Origin of the sequence: Haliea alexandrii (genome assembly GCF_003719295.1) — a bacterium.
GTDB classification, from domain to species: domain Bacteria; phylum Pseudomonadota; class Gammaproteobacteria; order Pseudomonadales; family Halieaceae; genus Haliea; species Haliea alexandrii.
The window spans coordinates 1,736,901-1,754,316 of sequence record NZ_RFLW01000001.1; the positions used below are offsets into that span (position 1 = coordinate 1,736,901).

18 protein-coding genes are annotated in these 17,416 nt (G+C 61.3%); 11 read left to right on the forward strand and 7 right to left on the reverse strand.

Annotated features, from left to right (window positions below; translation table 11 throughout):
• Nucleotides 1-4: 4 nt before the first annotated feature.
• Nucleotides 5-1,390, forward strand: coding sequence for a sensor histidine kinase (locus EGJ68_RS07830; protein ID WP_123033871.1), 1,386 nt, complete (start codon nt 5-7; stop codon nt 1,388-1,390).
• On the opposite strand, the gene EGJ68_RS07835 is transcribed toward EGJ68_RS07830, so the two are convergent.
• From EGJ68_RS07835 to EGJ68_RS07845, 3 genes are all read right to left on the reverse strand, one after another.
• Complete coding sequence (locus tag EGJ68_RS07835) at nt 1,356-2,045, reverse strand: hypothetical protein (protein WP_123033872.1); 690 nt, start codon at nt 2,043-2,045, stop codon at nt 1,356-1,358. The genes EGJ68_RS07830 and EGJ68_RS07835 overlap by 35 nt on opposite strands.
• A 108-nt stretch (nt 2,046-2,153) precedes the next feature.
• Nucleotides 2,154-3,095: a zinc-dependent alcohol dehydrogenase gene (locus EGJ68_RS07840; RefSeq protein WP_123033873.1), complete on the reverse strand. Its 942-nt coding sequence runs from the start codon at nt 3,093-3,095 to the stop codon at nt 2,154-2,156.
• Nucleotides 3,092-4,102, reverse strand: a complete 1,011-nt coding sequence (locus EGJ68_RS07845; RefSeq protein WP_123033874.1) for an AraC family transcriptional regulator — start codon at nt 4,100-4,102, stop codon at nt 3,092-3,094. Before EGJ68_RS07845 ends, EGJ68_RS07840 begins: the two co-directional genes overlap by 4 nt.
• A gap of 192 nt (nt 4,103-4,294) precedes the next feature.
• On the opposite strand from EGJ68_RS07845, the gene EGJ68_RS07850 reads away from it, so the two are divergent.
• Nucleotides 4,295-5,821, forward strand: a complete 1,527-nt coding sequence (locus EGJ68_RS07850) for a flavin-containing monooxygenase (RefSeq protein WP_123033875.1) — start codon at nt 4,295-4,297, stop codon at nt 5,819-5,821.
• Nucleotides 5,822-5,858: 37 nt separating this feature from the next.
• Here the strand turns inward: EGJ68_RS07850 and EGJ68_RS07855 are convergent, their stop codons facing one another.
• Together EGJ68_RS07855 and EGJ68_RS07860 are read right to left on the reverse strand one after the other, a co-directional pair.
• A complete protein-coding gene (locus EGJ68_RS07855) occupies nt 5,859-6,653 on the reverse strand; it encodes an SDR family NAD(P)-dependent oxidoreductase (protein ID WP_123033876.1) in 795 nt (264 codons plus the stop codon).
• Between the two features lie 60 nt (nt 6,654-6,713).
• On the reverse strand, nt 6,714-7,070 hold the full coding sequence (locus tag EGJ68_RS07860; RefSeq protein ID WP_123033877.1) for an EthD domain-containing protein: 357 nt from the start codon (nt 7,068-7,070) through the stop codon (nt 6,714-6,716).
• 171 nt (nt 7,071-7,241) lie between these two features.
• Between EGJ68_RS07860 and EGJ68_RS07865 the strand changes: the two genes are divergently transcribed.
• The 3 genes from EGJ68_RS07865 (at nt 7,242) to trhO (ending at nt 9,643) form a co-directional block, all read left to right on the forward strand.
• On the forward strand, nt 7,242-8,279 hold the full coding sequence (locus EGJ68_RS07865; protein ID WP_123033878.1) for an AraC family transcriptional regulator: 1,038 nt from the start codon (nt 7,242-7,244) through the stop codon (nt 8,277-8,279).
• An 81-nt stretch (nt 8,280-8,360) separates the two neighbouring features.
• Nucleotides 8,361-8,696: a BolA family protein gene (locus tag EGJ68_RS07870; RefSeq protein ID WP_123033879.1), complete on the forward strand. Its 336-nt coding sequence runs from the start codon at nt 8,361-8,363 to the stop codon at nt 8,694-8,696.
• Nucleotides 8,693-9,643: an oxygen-dependent tRNA uridine(34) hydroxylase TrhO gene (trhO, locus tag EGJ68_RS07875; RefSeq protein ID WP_123033880.1), complete on the forward strand. Its 951-nt coding sequence runs from the start codon at nt 8,693-8,695 to the stop codon at nt 9,641-9,643. The genes EGJ68_RS07870 and trhO overlap by 4 nt, the downstream gene beginning before the upstream one ends.
• Before the next feature lie 25 nt (nt 9,644-9,668).
• Here the strand turns inward: trhO and EGJ68_RS07880 are convergent, their stop codons facing one another.
• Nucleotides 9,669-10,439 (reverse strand): trypsin-like serine peptidase, encoded by a 771-nt coding sequence (locus tag EGJ68_RS07880; RefSeq protein ID WP_158283561.1) that lies wholly within the window; start codon nt 10,437-10,439, stop codon nt 9,669-9,671.
• Nucleotides 10,440-10,536: 97 nt separating this feature from the next.
• Here EGJ68_RS07880 and EGJ68_RS07885 point away from each other — a divergent pair, with 97 nt between their 5' ends.
• From EGJ68_RS07885 to dmpG, 6 genes are all read left to right on the forward strand, one after another.
• A complete protein-coding gene (locus EGJ68_RS07885) occupies nt 10,537-11,400 on the forward strand; it encodes an SDR family NAD(P)-dependent oxidoreductase (RefSeq protein ID WP_123033882.1) in 864 nt (287 codons plus the stop codon).
• A gap of 114 nt (nt 11,401-11,514) precedes the next feature.
• The gene (locus tag EGJ68_RS07890) at nt 11,515-12,738 is read left to right on the forward strand and encodes an acyl-CoA dehydrogenase family protein (RefSeq protein ID WP_123034118.1); all 1,224 of its coding nucleotides are present in this window, start codon (nt 11,515-11,517) and stop codon (nt 12,736-12,738) included.
• A gap of 21 nt (nt 12,739-12,759) precedes the next feature.
• On the forward strand, nt 12,760-13,593 hold the full coding sequence (locus EGJ68_RS07895; protein WP_123033883.1) for an alpha/beta fold hydrolase: 834 nt from the start codon (nt 12,760-12,762) through the stop codon (nt 13,591-13,593).
• Nucleotides 13,586-14,374: a fumarylacetoacetate hydrolase family protein gene (locus EGJ68_RS07900; RefSeq protein WP_123033884.1), complete on the forward strand. Its 789-nt coding sequence runs from the start codon at nt 13,586-13,588 to the stop codon at nt 14,372-14,374. The genes EGJ68_RS07895 and EGJ68_RS07900 overlap by 8 nt, the downstream gene beginning before the upstream one ends.
• A 30-nt stretch (nt 14,375-14,404) precedes the next feature.
• A complete protein-coding gene (locus tag EGJ68_RS07905) occupies nt 14,405-15,313 on the forward strand; it encodes an acetaldehyde dehydrogenase (acetylating) (RefSeq protein WP_123033885.1) in 909 nt (302 codons plus the stop codon).
• Nucleotides 15,314-15,324: 11 nt separating this feature from the next.
• Nucleotides 15,325-16,356: a 4-hydroxy-2-oxovalerate aldolase gene (dmpG, locus tag EGJ68_RS07910; RefSeq protein WP_123033886.1), complete on the forward strand. Its 1,032-nt coding sequence runs from the start codon at nt 15,325-15,327 to the stop codon at nt 16,354-16,356.
• Between the two features lie 295 nt (nt 16,357-16,651).
• Here the strand turns inward: dmpG and EGJ68_RS07915 are convergent, their stop codons facing one another.
• Nucleotides 16,652-17,206, reverse strand: a complete 555-nt coding sequence (locus tag EGJ68_RS07915) for a MarR family winged helix-turn-helix transcriptional regulator (protein ID WP_269845656.1) — start codon at nt 17,204-17,206, stop codon at nt 16,652-16,654.
• Between the last annotated feature and the right edge of the window lie 210 nt (nt 17,207-17,416).

A 17,416-nucleotide genomic window follows, 5' to 3' on the forward strand; every position in this document is an offset into this window, starting at 1 on the left:
GACCATGCAACTTCTCGACGTCGTCAAGAGCCTCACCTTTCGCTATATCGCCAAGTATGTGACTGCGCTCAGTGCCACGGTATTCCTGCTGCTGGCCGTTCTCTATGGGTACTTCAGTTACGGTTACTTCACCGACCTGCGGTCCTCCATCCTCGATGAACTGGAAACACTCCAAGTGGTGTATGCGGGGCAGGAGCTGGCGGGTGTCGAGCAGTACCTGCAGGACCAGCGCAACCTGCCCACCATTGGTCGTTTCAATTATCTGATTGCGGACGCCGAGGGCAACAAGGTCGCGGGCGACCTGGCCCAGACACCGCGCTACCGTGAATTCTCCGGCGGCTGGCTGGGTTTTCAGCTGGCCCTGCTGAACTGGGGCGAGCCGGTGGATGTCGATTTTCTCGCCCGGCGCGCGCAACTCGGTGACGGCATCAATGCGCTGGTGGCGCGCAATTACGCGGACGCCATTGCCAGCGGGGGCTTGGTGTTCAACACGCTATTCCGGGCGATGATTGCGACTTTGCTGCTCGGCATTGTGGGCGGTTTTTTCAGTGCGGCGACAACCCTGCACAGGTTCGAACGACTCAATAGCGAGCTTTCGAGCATTGTGCGCGGGAATTTTTCCCAGCGCTTGACGGTCGCCGGGAAGCAGGGCTACCCGCGCGAGCTGGCCCGCGCAATGAACCAGATGCTCGATCAGATCGGTTCGCTGATGCAGGGCGTGCGCCTGGTGTCGGACAATATTGCCCATGACTTGCGCACACCGCTGACCCGTATTCGCAACCAGCTCAGCCAGTTGCGGCAGCGGTTGGACCCGACCGGGCAGGATGAGGTGGACCGCATTATTGAGGATTGTGACAGCCTGCTGTCATCCTTCAATGCCCTGTTGCGGATATCCGCGCTGGAGTCCGGCAGTCGTCCGCCGGTACACGCCGAAGTTGATCTCTCCGCTTTGCTGGGCGATGTGGTTGAGCTTTATGAGCCGGTGGCTAACGAGCGCAATATAGCATTGCAGCTGTCGCTGGCCAGTGGCCTGTCTTGCCCCGGTGACACCGATTTGTTGTTCCAGATGAGTGCCAATCTGCTGGACAACGCCATCAAATACACGCCGGATGGTGGCCGCATCGAAGTCGGTTTATCGCGTCAGCCCGAGGGCAACGAGATTGTGGTGGCTGACTCGGGCCCGGGTATCGACCCGCTGGACAGAAAGAATGTGTTCCGGCGCTTTTTTCGCGTTGAGTCCAGCCGCGGTGAACAGCCGGGGCACGGCCTGGGCCTCAGCCTGGTGCAGGCAATCGTGCATTATCACGCCGGTCGTATTCTGCTCGACGACAATGAACCGGGCCTGCGCGTAGAGGTTATTCTGCCGGCGGTGGGTCAGCCAGGCGGATAGCGCTGGTGTCCGGCGCCTGCGCTGTGTCGCGCTTACGGTACTGCGCTTCCAGCACGTCGGCACCGGGTGGGGCCAGGCTCATGGCTGATACGTCGACATCGTGGGGGGCAGGGGACTCTGCTTGTCCATCGCGCAGGTCACTGCCCGGGTCTGCCAGGGTCAGGCCGGCGTCGGTCATGGGTGCAACCGCAGTGCTGCGCTCCAGATTCGGGATGCGCTCACCCACGCTGCCGAGGGTAATATGGCTGGTGTCCGGGGCGGGTGGCGATGGCTCCCGCGGTGCAGCAAGACGGCTGCCAACCGCGGCAACGTCCAGTGCCGGTGCGGGTATCGCGGTGGCTTCCGGCTTGCGCTCTTCGGGGCGCAGAACATCACTGCCTGCGGGAGCCAGGGTGAGCCCCGAGGGCGCGGGCTGATCGGTCGCGCGCACCTCTCTGATAAGGGGCTTGCCACCGGCACTCTCCATGGCTTCACGGTACTTTTGCGCCACCGCGGCGTCGCAATCGCGCTTGAGCAGTTGTGGCTTGCCGCTGAAGAGCTTGTCCAGAGTGGCATCGCCGGCCTTGAACAGGCGCGCGAAGTTACGACGCACCGTTGCCTCGTCCTGGCCTTCGCGCAGTTCTCCTGCAAACATCACATCGTAGCGGGTATCCATGGGCTGTCCTGCTTGAGCTTGCCTGTTTCGAGTATAGGCGCTGCCGGCCAGCAGACCAAGGGTCACCCCTGCCCCCGAGCATTCAGGGACACGCGGAGTCGCGCCGAGTCAGGGGATGAAGGCCACCTTGATGGCGCCCTGCTTGCGGTCTGCGGCAATGGCAAAGGCCTCTGACGCAGCGTCCAGCGGCAGGCGATGGGTGATGAGCGTGGGTGCAATTATGGGGTTGCGGGCCAGCGCGGCGGCCGCAACCTCCACATCGCGTACCAGTCCCTGGCGGGCCTGCGCCATGGAGGTCACCGTGCGCAACTCCTTCATCATCATTTGCATGGCGGGCATGGTCAGGCCGCCCCAGTAGGTTGCCAACATCAGGATGGTGGCGCCGGGACGACAGAGATTGGCCGCCTGAGCCATGGCGCTGTCGGTGCCGGCGCAGTCGATGACCAGGTCGTAGTCTTCGGTGTCTCCACCCAGCGTCGCCCCGAGGATCTCGCCGGCGCGCATCTGTGCTTCGTGGCGAGCAAACAAATGCACCCTGTCGGTGGCCTGACGGGCAATCGCTACCGCGCACTGGCCGATGGTGCCGCCGCCAATGATCGCCACTTTGTGTTTGCTACTGATGCCCGCCAGGCCGATACCGCGAACCGCGACAGAAAGCGGCTCGACGAGGCAGGCGTCCTCGGCGAGGATTCCGCCGGGAAGGCGCACCAGGCATTTCTCGGGGACAATCAACTCTTCGGTCATTCCGCCATCGCGACCCACGCCCATGACGGCCTCGCTGCCACGCACGCACAGGTTGTAGTCGCCACGCACACAGCGCTCGCAGTGGCCGCAGTAAACAGTCGGCTCAATGGCGACCGGCGTGCCGTCCGCGGTGATACCGGCAATTTCGTGGCCCAGGGTGAAGGGAATGGGAAAGCCCTGTTGCCAGAAGTGCAAGTCGCTGCCACAGATGCCCGCCGAGGCGACCCGGACACGTACACCTTCGCCGCTCGGCGCAGGCACATCGTGGACATGGATTTCGTGATTGTGGCAGCGTACGGCTTTCATGGGGGTTTTCCTCGGTAGGCGCGGGGGGGTATGCCGCCGGTCCAGCGTTTGAAGGCGGTGGTGAAGTTGCCGGCTTCTGAATAGCCGAGCATATCGGCAATCTCTGCGATGGACATCTGCCTGTTGCGCAGTTGTTCCCGCGCCTGTTGAAAGCGTACATCCTGCTGCAAGCCGGTGAAGCTTGTGCCGGTTTCCTCAAGGCGTCGGCGCAGGGTGCGTGCCGATACGCCCATCTGCCGGGCGATTGATTCGATATCCTGCAGGTAACCCGGGCGCTGGAACAGTTCGCTCCGCACCCGGGCGACAATGTCCCGGCTGTTGGCCAGTTCCGCAAGCTGCCTCTCGCACTCGCGGACACAGACTTCGAAGGCCGCCGTATTCCGGTAAGGATTGGGGCGGTCCAGTTGTTGCGCGGAAAAGGCAACACTGTTGCTTGCAGCGTTGAACTCAACAGGGCAGGAAAAAAACGCCTCGTACGCCCCGGCGTGGCCGTTGTCGTCGTGCTCAAGCGTGACTTTCAGAATGGCTGGCGATTGCGCCAGCGCTATGCTGCGTGCACCGAGGGTGGAAGAAGCGAGATCGCGGTCGGCAAAGAAGGCTTTCAGGGCAGGGTCGAGGTTGAGGCCTGTGGCGGTGAATTGCAGAATGCCGATACCGTTCTTTTCAAAGAAATGCAGGGTCTGCAGCGTGTAGGTGAGCCGATCAAAGCGGTCGGCGATGCGCAGGCTGGTCCGGATGTCCGGCGCGGCCATCATGGCGTATCCGAACATGCCGTAGGCCTGGGGGGGAAAGAGGGCAGACACCTTCAGTCCCAGCAGCGGATCGTCCATGACCTGTATCAGCCGGCGATAAAATTTGAGCTGCAGGTGCATGTTGAAGGCCGCGTTTTCCCGAACAAGATCCAGTGGGAACTCCTGCCACAGACTGTCGGCAGCGGATAGGCCCAGCACCGGCAAGAGTTCGCGCACGATGCGGATGCCGTTGATGTGGTGGTCGGTCGCGTGCATGGCCCATTATACCCAGTAGGCGTCCAAAAAAACCGGGAAAGTCGGGATTCTAGGCCTGCCGTGGCCGACATTCAAAAGTTATTGTCCTCTCGACACATGGCAAAATCGCCCGCAACGGGTAAAGTCCCCAACAGTTTGCGCCGGTTTGTGTGACTGGCCTGTCTTTAGAAAAGCCGTCTGGGAGAACAAGCCATGAACATGAGTGTTGCACGGGAACAGTTTGAACCCGCAGGTGCCTGGGCCGCACAAGGCCGTCAGCCCCGCATTGCCATCATCGGTGCGGGGTTCTCCGGGATCGGTGCCCTCATTCAGCTGCGCAAGCAGGGTTACACGGATCTGACCTGTTTCGAGAAAGCGGAGAAAATAGGCGGCACCTGGCGGGACAACCACTACCCGGGCCTGTCCTGTGATGTGCCTTCCCACTTCTACTCCTATTCGTTCGAGCCCAACCCTGACTGGACACACCGCTTCTCCTACGGACCGGAGATCTGGGCCTATATGAACAAGGTGGCCGACAAGTACGAGGTGAAGCGGGATATTCACCTCAACTGCGGGGTGACAGACCTGAAATACCGTGGCCCGCAATGGCAGCTGACCACTGAGCATGGCGATGTGGAGATATTCGACCTGGTGATTGCGGCCACCGGGGTGCTGGTGAATCCAGCGTACCCGGCAATCAAGGGCCTGGACAGTTTCGCCGGCCTGCAGTGGCACTCTGCCCGTTGGCGCGATGATGTTTCCCTGAAAGGTAAACGTGTGGGTATTATCGGTACGGGGTCAACCGCTTGCCAGATTGTCGGGGCAATTGCAGGGGAGGTGGCGCACCTCGATGTGTTCCAGCGCACGCCACACTGGTTAAACGCCATGCCGCAGAAGAAGTATTCTGCAACCTGGCGTTTCATGTTGCGGTGGGTGCCGGGCCTGCAACTGGCGATCCGGCACTTCATGCGCTGGTTGATGGAGCACACGTTTGCCAGAGCAACCCTGGGTGATGAAAAGCAACAGCAGCGGGTTCAGGATGCGTGTGAGGCTTTTCTGCGAGAACAGGTTCCCGATCCTGAACTGCGGGCCAGGTTAACGCCCAACTACAAGGCGACCTGCAAGCGCATGATTATGTGTTCCGATTATTACCCCGCGTTGCAGCAGGACAACGTGGCACTGATAACCGACCGGATTGATGAAATCGTACCTGAAGGTGTAAAAACCGCAGACGACAGGGTGCATGAGCTGGATGTTCTCTTGCTGGCGACCGGCTTTCAGGTTTCTGATTTCATTCTGCCGACGCGCGTAACCGGGGAGAATGGCCTGGAGCTGGCGGACTTCTGGCGCGATGCGCCACGGGCACATCGTGCGCTGACGTTTCCCGGCTTCCCTAACTTCTTCATGCTCGAAGGGCCGACCGGTGTGTTCGGCAACACCTCACTGATCGATATTTCCGAGCACCAGATTGCCTGTGTCATCGCCATCATCGACAGGATGAAACAGGAGGGTGTGGCAGTGGTTGCACCGAAACAGGAAGCCTACGAGGCCTACAACCGCGCAATGTCCAGGGATATCGGCAAGTCCACCTGGGCCACCGGCGGTTGCGATAGCTGGTATCTGGATGCAACGGGCACGCCCAACATCTATCCCTGGCTGCCGCAACGGTATCGTGAAGATATGCTGAACCCGGATTTCAGCGAGTACCGTTTCGAACAGCTGCCGGTTGCTGTGTCATAGCAGCTCACTCTTGAGGGCGACCCGCTGCGGGCAACTGTCATTCCGGCAGATCGGGTACCCAGGCGACTCCGTTGATGTGCCCGCCGCCATCGACGTACAGGGTGTTGCCGGTCAGGTAACGGGCGTCCTCGCTCGCCAGGAAGGCGGCTACGCCGGCGATGTCCCGCTCCGGGTCGCCCATGCGCCCCATCGGGTTCGCTGCCTGCGTAGCGGCGGCGAGGTCTGGCTGGGCCTCCTCAAAGCGGCGGAAGGCAGAGGAAATCGCTGCGGGGCAGATCACGTTGCAGCAAATGCCGTAGGGTGCCCATTCCCGGGCTGCAGAACGGGTGAGGCTGCGCAGCGCTTCTTTGCTGATGTTGTAGCTGGCGGTACCCATGTGGGCGTTAACACCGTTGAGTGAACAGATGTTGATGATCCGCCCCCAGCCGCGCTCGCGCATGTGCGGATAGACGGCGAGCATGGACCATTTGCCGGCCCAGAAATTCATTCGCAGGTTCTGCTCAAAGTCCTCGTCGGACTTGTTTTCCAGGCGCTCGGGGGGCTGACCCCGGTAGGCATTGTTGATCAGGATGTCGACACTGCCCCAGCGTGCCAGGCAGTGGCCCACCATGCCTTCCACGTCCTCGCGCCTGGTGACATCAACATGCTGATACTCAGCCCGGCCACCGGCGTCGCGAATGGCCGCGGCGACCGCTTCGCCTTGCTTGTCATCGATATCGGTAACGAGAACGGCAGCACCTTCTCTGGCCAGTCGTTTGGCCATGGCGCGACCGATGCCGTCGCTCGCGCCGGTGACGATGGCGCTGCGCCCCGCAAGCAGATTCTCCCTCATGATCCTTCCTCTCGTTCTGCGTGATTGCTGTCGTTGGGTAGAGCTGATAAGTGCGCCGCGTCAATGAAAGCTGGACACGAGCTCATCCACCACAAACATGCGGGTATAGCGACGATCCAGAAAGTTTTCCTCGTCCTCTGCGATGCGCGCTCCGACCTCCGGCCTGGCGTGCAGGGCCATCGCCGCGTCATAGGCCGCACGATCCGGAAACCAGATCTCGGTGACCACATCGAAATCGCGTTCTGCCGCCCCCTCGTTGATAAAGGCGCCCTCGGGATCGATGAAATTGCGGCGATACCCGCAGATCTGTGGCAGCAGGCTGCGGATCAGGGGAACGTGATGCTTTTCGTAGTAGTCGATGAAAGCCGTCCGGGAGAGGCCGGGTTTGCATTTGAGCAGCGCTATGGTTTTGAACAAGGCCGATGAACTCCATATCTTATTGTGGTTGTGATGCCCCTGTGCCTGTTGATGTCGGCGGGAGCCTCCTGATCACCGCGGCACCGTCACGGCTTGGCTTGCGTCCGCAGAGATGCCTGCCATGGTACCATCCGGCCCGGTCGAGTCCATTCAGGAGCATTTGATCTCGCAATGTCAGAGTACCTGCCCAGCCGGTTTGTTCGCACGCTGTTGCGTCTGGTAGAGGAGCACGGTCACGATCCCGCGGCGGTACTGGCCGCTGCGGAACTGGACTTCAACCCACTGCAGGAGGGAGCGCCGGGTTACCGCGAACAGGTCTCCGCAATGGAGTACTCACGCGTCTATCAGCAGGCCCTGCGGTTGCTGCAGGACTCCACGTTTGGTGTAGTGCGCAGCGGCTTCACCGGGCCTGGCGCATTCCGCATGATGTGTTTTTGTATTGTGTCCTGCCGTGACCTGGGCGGGGCGATACTGCGTGCTGCGGAATTCTATCGTACCTTCTTTGACGAGCAGAGCCAGTTGTACGCCAATTTCAGCGAGGATACCGCGCGGGTCGGCTATCTGCATGATGGTCCTCTGGCGTGGCCTACGGTGGGCGCTGCGGATGTATACGGCTTGTCACTTTGGCACCGTTTTTTCGGTTGGCTCTGCGGCCGTCCCCTGCCTTTGCAGCGCGTGGACTTTCGTGCCAGCGCGCCACCCAATCCGGATAAATACGCGGACCTTTTTCAGTGCCCGCTGACCTTCGGTCAACCCAGGGACCTGTTGTACTTCGATGCGAGCTGTCTTGCCTGGCCGGTAGTGCACAACGAGCACTCGCTGCAGGACTTTCTGCGCACGGCTCCCTACCAGTTGCTGCTGATGGACGACCGTGAGAGTAATGGCCGGGTGGCGGCGCAGGTCAGTGCCATGCTCGGGCACGACTTCAGCCAGGGCGTTCCGGCTTTCGAGACCATCAGCCAGGCGCTGGAGATGTCACCCCCCACGTTGCGGCGCAAACTGCGGCGCGAGGGCACCACCTTTCAGGCGCTGAAGGATGCGGCGCGTTGCGAAGCGGCGCGACTGGCTCTGGATCGTCCCGATGGTTCTATCGAAGAAGTGGCGCTGCAGCTGGGTTTTACCGACCCTTCTGCCTTCCATCGCGCGTTTCGCAAATGGACCGGCCAGACTCCGGGGCAGTATCGCAGCGCACGTCGTCGCAGCCGCTAGCGCGCCAGGGCACCGTGCCGAGACCGAGTACCGCAACGGACCGATCTCGGGTAAAATTGCCCCTACAGTTTGGAGGTATTTATGTCCGTTGAAGAACAAATCCGTGAGCAGCTGACTGCCGGCCTGGCACCTGTGCACCTGGAAGTGGCAAACGAGAGCCATATGCACAGTGTGCCCCCGAACTCGGAGACGCATTTTCGCGTTGTAGTGGTCAGCGACGCGTTCGCGGGAAAGCGTCAGGTGGCCCGACACCAGCAGGTGTACGGTCTGCTGGCTGCGCAGTTGGAAGGGCCGGTGCACGCACTTGCCCTGCATACCTATTCGCCCGGCGAGTGGCAGGAACGTGAGAACTCGGCGCCGACGTCCCCGGACTGTCTGGGCGGCAGCAAGGCCGGGTCGCCGGAGGCGCAGGCATGACCGATATCGTGGTTGCAGCGCTCTACCGTTTCGTGTCCCTCAATGACTACCGCGCACTGCGGGAGCCTTTGCTGGATGTGTGCCTGGAGGCCGGGGTCAAGGGCACGCTGTTGCTCGCCGGTGAGGGTATCAATGGCACCATTGCCGGGCCGCGTGCCGGCATCGACCGTGTGTTGGGTTGGCTGCGCAGTGACGCGAGGCTTGCGGCGCTGCAACACAAGGAATCCATCGATACCGACATGCCGTTCTACCGCATGAAGGTCAAGCTGAAACGCGAAATCGTCACCATGGGCATCGACGGAATCGACCCCAATCGCGTGGTCGGCACCTATGTCGCGCCGCAAGACTGGAACGACCTGGTCAACGATCCCGAGGTGTTGTTGCTGGACACGCGCAATCGCTACGAGTACGGCATCGGTTCATTCCGCGGGGCGGTTGACCCGCAAACAACCTCCTTTCGCGAATTTCCCGCCTATGTGCGCGAAAACCTCGACCCGTCCCGCCACCGCAAGGTTGCCATGTTCTGTACCGGCGGCATTCGCTGTGAGAAGGCGAGTGCGTTTATGCTGCAGGAGGGCTTTGAGGAGGTGTATCACCTGCAGGGTGGTATCCTCAAGTATCTGGAGGAAGTGCCGCAGGAGGAGAGTACCTGGGAGGGCGAATGTTTCGTCTTCGACAACCGCGTTGCGGTTAACCATCAGCTGGAAAAGGGGCAGTACGACCAGTGCCACGGTTGTCGCCACCCCATCACTGCCGCGGACAAGGCCTCGGGTCGCTATCAGCCAGGGGTGTGTTGTCCGCAGTGTTTCGATAGCTTGACGGATGACCAGAAGGCCCGTTTCGCCGAGCGCCAGCGCCAGATAGAGTTGGCGGCACAACGGGGCGAGCAGCACGTGGGCGCCGCACCGCCCTTGCGCCAGCGTCGCGCCGCCGCGACTGAGACATGACGGCATGAGCGCGGCTCGCTGGATATCAGCGAGGGTGTACTCCTGGCGTCAGGACCGTGCCAGGCAATGCGCTGCGCAGTGCCACAACCGGTATGAAACGACTGTCCTGATGGCCGTCGCCCGCGGAAATGATGCCGCTGAGTAGCGGCTGCCCGCGGTCGTTGAGCTGAATGACCGCTCCACCCGATGCACCCTTGTGCGCCCGACAGTTGCTGTAGCCCAGCGTTGCACTGCTGCGGGTGATGCGACAGGCCGGATCGTAGCTCAAGACGTTGCCCTCGTCGCCCATGCCGGCGTCGCGCGAATAGCCTGCCATCAGCACGGTGCGTTGCGGGTCTGGCGGCCCCGGCTGTAAAGCCAGCGCCGGTATCTCCGCCTGTGGCACGGCGTGTTCCAGACGCAAGAGCGCCCAGTCTGCCGCCATGCTGCCGCCATCGGCGACAGGGCGGGCGCCGATGACCAGCGGCGTGGAAGAGGCCGGCAGCAGCGTGAAGGTGATGGTGCGGGTGAGGTCGCGGTAGCTCTCCAGGCAGTGCCAGGCTGTGACGATCAGCTCAGCCTGCAACTCGCCGGCGGGCGCAATCAGTGTGGCGCTGCAGCGCTCGGTGTGATGTCGGGCGTGGCCCTGTTCGGTTTTCAGCCCCGGCACCGTCAGCTGGCCAATGGCGCGCAACCACAGGGGTGACGCGGCGGACAGGCGCTGGCGCGGGTCTGTGTTTTCGGTTGCCGCAGCTGCGGGTAGTGCCAGCTGCAGGCACAGCAGGCAGGTCGTGGCTTTTTTTCCAGAATGGCTCAATATGTTGGTCAGCCTTTTACGCTGCGTACTTGGTCATCGCGACCGGGGTCAGTAGCATGGTCGGCCAATCCGGCCGGGCAAGCAAGCAGAGGTGGTTATGCAACAGGACAGAGACTGTATCGCGGTGGTCACAGGCGCCAGCCGGGGCGCTGGCAAGGGTATTGCCGTGGCGCTCGGCGCCACGGGTGCCACGGTGTACATCACCGGACGCAGCTGGGCGGCCGGTGAGGCTGCGTTGCCCGGTTCGCTCACGGAAACAGCCCAGGCCATTGAAGCAGCCGGCGGCACCGCGGTGCCGGTGCGCTGCGATCACAGCCTTGACGCCGAGGTTGAAGCGCTGTTCGCGCGGGTGCAAGCAGAGCACGGGCGGCTGGATATTCTTGTCAACAACGCCACCAGCCTGCACCCGGCGCTCACACAAACCGGGCCATTCTGGGAAAAGCCCCGAGACCTGACCACACTGTGGGACGTGGGCATGCGCTCGCACTATACCGCCAGCTGGTATGCGGCACCGCTGTTGCTGGCGAATGGAGAGGGTTTGATTGTCAACACCTCTTCCTTTGGCGGTCGCATTTACATGCACGGCCCCGCCTACGGTGCCGGCAAGGCCGCGATCGACAAGATGGCCCACGATATGGCGGTGGATTTCCGCCCGCACAAGGTCGCGGTGATTTCATTGTGGATGGGGCTGTTGCTCACCGAGCGCACGCGGCAGGTGTTTGATGCCGAGCCAGACAAATACGCCGACCTCATGGCCACGGCGGAGCACCCGGAGTTCAGCGGCAGGGTGATTGCCGCCCTGTGGGCCGATCCCGACAGGATGGCGCGCACCGGCACCGTCTGCATCGGGGCCGAACTCGGTGAGGCCTACGGCGTAACGGATATCAACGGTAACCAGCCTCCATCGCACCGGGCATTTTTCGGCCCGCCAACGACCTTTGGCGACGCCGTTGTCGAATAGGCATACCCTAAATGAAGGATGATGCACCGGCGCCACTGGCGTTTAATGGAGGCTGGCAGCAAAGAACGGCCCAGCCCGGCCGACAATACCAATAACAGGTTCCAGGAGATTCCCATGACAACATCATCGGCTGCTGCGCTCTCCGCAGCGGATTCCTACAGTCTGGGTTCAGTACGTGCTGAGTCACTGCTTGAAGCGGCGCGCGCGCTGGGCCCCACGTTGCGTGCGCGCTCGGCTCAGTGTCGCGCGGAACGCAAGGTGCCGGCAGAAACCATCGCTGATTTTCACGCGGCAGGCTTTTTCAAGATGTTGCAGCCCGAACAGTGGGGCGGTTACGCCATGGACCCGCAGGTATTCTACAGTGTGGGGCTGGAAGTGGCGCGGCACTGCATGTCCAGCGCCTGGGTGCTGGGTGTAGTCGCAGTGCACAACTGGCAACTGGCCGTGTTTGATGACCGCGCCGCCGCCGATGTCTGGGGCGAGGATCCCTCGGTGCTGATTTCCTCTTCTTACGCGCCGGTAGGCAAGGTCACGCCGGTGGAAGGCGGTTACCGGCTGAGCGGTCGCTGGAGCTTTTCCTCCGGTAGCGAGCATTGCCAGTGGGCGTTCCTCGGCGCCGTGGTGCCCACCGCGGATGCACCCTTTGACATGATGAATTATCGCACCTTCCTCGTGCCCGCCACGGATTACCGCATCGTGGACAATTGGGACGTGGTTGGCCTGCAGGGCACCGGAAGCCACGATATCGTCGTGGAGGATGCTTTTGTGCCGGAGCATCGCACCCACCGTTCGATCGACGGCTACAAGTGCGACAATCCGGGCAACGCCGTCAACGACGCGCCGCTGTATCACCTGCCTTTCATGCAGGTGTTTGTGCGCGCCGTGTGCACCGCCAGCCTGGGAGCCCTGCAGGGCGCACTCGACGACTTTGTGGAAGTGGCGAAAACCCGCCGTGTAGGCCCCAATATCATGAGTGCTGACCCCTCCGTGCGTCGCCTTGCGGCGGAGGTGAAGGGATCCATTGAAGAAATGAAGCTGACCATGCTGCGCAACTTTGATGCCATGATGGACTGCACCCGTGCTGGTGAGCCGATTCCGGTGGAGGATCGTGTGCGTTATCGCTACGATTCCGCGGTGGTGGCCGACCGCTGTCTGGAACTCTCCGGGCGCATGTTGAAGGCGGCGGGTAGCGGCGGTATCCGGGTGGGCAGTGACCTGCTGGCCCGTCATCTTGATATACTCGCGAGCCAGGCGCATGTCGCTAACAACTCGCTGCCTTTCGCCGATAACATGGGCGCGGTGTTGTTCGGCGAAGAAAATCGCGATTTCGCGGTCTGATTGGTAACAGGGGTAAACAGCATGGCAAACAAGGGACTATTACCCGAAGGCAATTACGCGGAGTGCGCCAACGGCTACCGCATTCACTACCTCGATGAAGGGCAGGGCGATGTGGTGGTGTTTCTGCACGGCTCCGGCCCGGGCGCGAGTGGCCATAGCAACTTCAAGGGCAACTATCCGGCTCTGGTGGAGGCGGGCTACCGCTGCATCGTGCCTGACCACATCGGCTATGGCTTTTCCGACAAGCCTGACGACGTAGACCACACCCTGGACTTCTTTGTCGAGTGCATCAAGCAGACGCTGGATAGCGCGGGTGTTGAGCGCTGTACAGTGGTGGGCAATTCGCTGGGTGGCGCGGTCGCGTTGGGTATGGCGCTACAGCACCCGGCGTTGGTAGAAAAGCTGATCCTGATGGCCCCCGGTGGCCTGAGTGAACTGCACGAATATCAGCAGATGCCCGGTATGCAAAAGGTGTTCAAGGTCTTTGGTTCAGGTGAGCCGGTCACGCACGAGGTTATGAAAGACCTGTTTGCCACGGGCCTCATGTACGACCCCCGCCACGCGACGGACGAGCTGGTCGAGGAGCGCATGCAGATCATGCAGATCATGAACGGCCACGTTATGGCCAGTATGAAAATTCCGGTGCTCACGGCGCGATTGCCGGATATCCAGTGCCCGGTGCTGGGCTTCTGGGGCATGGATGAGAAAATGATGCCGGAAAACGGCATCCTGGCGATGGCCAAGAATCTCAAGCATATGCGCATGATACTGGTCTCGGAGTGCGGCCACTGGGTGATGGTGGAGCACGAGAGCCTGTTCAATCGTGAATGCGTGGATTTCCTGCGCCATGGATAAGGCCGGCCGCACAGCTCTGGGCGATGAGCTCTACCGCGCCTTGCGCGAATTCCGCACGGTGGCGCCGCTCACCGAGCGCGCGCCGGACATCACCATTGACGATGCCTATCACATCAGCCTGCATATGCTGAGCCGGCGTGTGGAGCAGGACGGCGAGCGCGTGGTGGGCAAGAAGATCGGCGTTACCTCCAAGCCGGTGCAGGATATGCTCGGCGTTTTCCAACCGGATTTCGGTTTCCTCACGGATGCCATGGAATACCCGGACGGCGCCGATATTCCGGTGGCGGGCCACCTGATACAGCCGCGCGCCGAAGGCGAGATTGCCTTTCGCCTGAAGCGCGATCTGCAGGGCCCCGGGGTCACCGAGCAGGATGTACTGGACGCGACCGACGCGATCATGCCCTGTTTCGAGATTGTGGATTCACGGATCCGCAACTGGGAGATCAAGATTCAGGACACAGTGGCGGATAATGCCTCCTGTGGCGTTTACGTGCTGGGCGAGAATGCCGTGGACCCGCGCGACTTTGACCTGCCCAACCTGAAGATGCGCATCTGGAAGAACGGCGAGTTCCTCTCCGAGGGCCTGGGCAGTGCGGTGCAAGGCAACCCGCTGACGGCGGTGGCGTGGCTGGCCAATACCCTCGGCGAGTTCGGCATTCCGTTCAAGGCAGGAGAGGTGATTCTGTCGGGCTCACTGGCGCCACTGATCCCGGTCGTGGCGGGCGACAGCATGCGGCTTGAACTTGAGGGAATCGGCGAGTGCAGCTGCCGGTTTGTGTAAGCAACGGATCAACGATGTGGAAAGCGAGCAATGAGTAAAAAAATCAGGGCGGCCATTATTGGCCCGGGTAATATCGGCACCGACCTCTTGATGAAGGCGATGCGCAGTGAGGTTATCGAGCCGGTGTGGATGGTGGGCGTAGACCCGGATTCTCCCGGCCTGGCCCGCGCCCGCGACATGGGTGTTAAAACCACCTGCGACGGCGTGGATGGGCTGGTGCCGCACATGCGTGAGGACAACATCCAGATCTGCTTTGATGCCACCAGCGCGTATGTGCATGCAGACAACAGCCGCAAGGTGAATGCCGAGGGCGCCGTGATGGTGGATCTGACCCCGGCGGCCATAGGGCCATTCTGCGTCCCACCGGTCAACCTGCAGGACGCCGTGGCCGCGAAGGCGATGAACGTCAATATGGTCACCTGTGGTGGCCAGGCGACCATCCCCATGGTGGCGGCGGTGAGCCGTGTACAGACGGTGACCTATGGCGAGATCGTGGCTACGGTGAGCTCCCGCTCCGTCGGCCCCGGCACGCGCAAGAACATCGACGAATTCACCCGCACCACCGCCAAAGGCGTTGAATTGATTGGCGGTGCCCAACAGGGCAAGGCGATTATCGTGATCAACCCGGCGGAGCCGCCTCTGATCATGCGTGACACTATCCACTGCCTGACGGCAGACGAGCCGGACCAGGAAGCGATTACCCGCTCGGTACACGAGATGGTAGCCGAAGTGCAGAAGTACGTACCCGGCTATACGCTGAAGAACGGCCCGACCTTTGACGGCAAGCGCGTGAGTATTTACATGGAAGTGGCTGGTCTCGGCGATTTCCTGCCGCGCTACGCCGGCAACCTCGATATCATGACGGCGGCAGGGCTGCGCACAGCGGAAATGTATGCTGAAGAAATCCTGGCCGGGCGCTTTGTGCCGGCAGCGGCCTGAGGAGAGACACTATGAACTTGCAAGGCAGGAAAATTCAGGTGCACGACATGTCGCTGCGCGACGGTATGCATCCCAAGCAGCACCAGATCACCGTGCAACAGATGGTGGATATCGCAGTCGCCATGGACGAAGCCGGTATCCCCCTGATTGAGGTCACCCACGGCGATGGCCTGGGCGGCGCATCGGTAAACTACGGCTTTCCCGCCGCCAGCGATCAGGAATACCTGACGGCAGTGTGCAAGGCCGTGAAAAAGACCAAGGTGTCGGCGCTGTTGTTGCCGGGTATCGGCACGGTTGACCACCTGAAGATGGCGGTGGACTGCGGTATCTCCACTATCCGCGTGGCCACGCACTGCACCGAGGCGGATGTCTCGGAACAGCATATCAGCATGGCATCGCAGATCAGCGGGCTGGACACAGTCGGCTTCCTGATGATGGCGCACATGATTCCGGCGGAAGAGCTGGTGATCCAGTTGAAGCTGATGGAGTCCTACGGGGCCAACTGCGTGTATATCACCGACTCCGCCGGTTACATGCTGCCCGATGACGTCACCGAGCGCATCGCGCTGGCGCGGGCGGAGCTGAAGCCGGAAACCGAACTGGGCTTCCACGGTCACCACAACCTGGGCATGGGGATTGCCAACTCGCTTGCGGCGGTAGACGCGGGTGCCAACCGTATCGACGGCTCGCTCGCCGGGCTGGGTGCCGGTGCGGGGAATACGCCACTGGAAGTGTTCCTGGCGGTGTGTGACCGGATGGGTGTTGAAACCGGGGTAGACCTGTTCAAGGCCATGGACGTGGCGGAAGACCTGATTGTGCCGCTGATGGACCACATGGTGCGGGTGGATAGGGATTCACTTACCCTGGGCTGGGCCGGCGTCTACTCCAGTTTCCTGCTGTTTGCCAAGCGCAGTGCTGCCAAGCACGGCCTTTCGGCGCGTGACATACTGGTTGAACTCGGCCGTCGTCGCACTGTAGGCGGGCAGGAAGACATGATTGAAGACCTGGCCATGGACATGGCGCGCGAACGCAAGAGCGCCTGATCGGCCACACATCCCTCTGCAGAGGGCGCCTGTGGCCGCCATCAGGCCCGGGCGCTGAATGTTAACAATGCGGGGCTGACTTCTCGGTCAGCCCGTCATCTGATTCAAACCTTTCAGCGCAGCGATGCTCCCGGCGTCCGCCATTGTCGGGTAATTGAAGGGTGTGGAGAAAACCCAGCGCGGCATATTGCCATTCCCCCGCGCCCTCACTGCTATCGGCCGCACTGAATCATGCAGGTCGAATGCGCTTGCCTGCGCGCGCTCAAGTAAATTCTGCTCGGCACGCGACTCGTGACTACTGTGGTTTGCCCTTGTCGCCTGCAGGCTCCGCGCCGTACTGGCTGCCTTGTCGGTCGAGTGTGCCCAGATCTAGCACCGGCGCCGCATCAATGTGTTCTGCGTCCATCATTTTGGCAATGCGCTGTAGTGACGAGATAATCATCGTCTGTTCCCACTCTTGCAAGTCATCGAACTGGCGTTTGAACTGCTCCTGCAACGGGATGGGCGCGCTGATGAGAACCTCCATCGCCTGTGGTGTGAGGTGTGCGTGCACCTTGCGCTTGTCGGTGTTGGAGCGTTTTCGGTAGACCAGACCGCGTTTTTCCAGCCGATCCAGAATGGTGGTAACCGTGGCCTGGCTGAGGCTGATATCGGTAGCCAACTCGCCGATGGTGACCTCTCCACGGTGGCGTATGGTCTGCAGCAATAGAATTTGCGGCGCCGTAAGGCCCGTGGTCTTGGCAAGGTGCCGCGAATGCAGGTCGGTGGCGCGAATCACGCGTCGCAGCGCGACCAGAACTTCATCAATACGGGCCAACAGGATGTCTCTCTCGGTAGCAAAACCCAGCACAGTGTACCTCCGCTTGCTGCTTTGGCGTTAATTCCCTGCGTGTATGCCCCCGCTCCAAAGCGGTGCAAACAAAGTACAGTGTAAATATTTAGGCAACAAAAAACAAAAACTTCATCAATAAGTCACAAATGGCGCCTAAAAGAATCAAATGCCCGGAAAAGTGATTTTGATTAAAATCGATTATGCGGTATAATGTTTAGCGTACTAAAT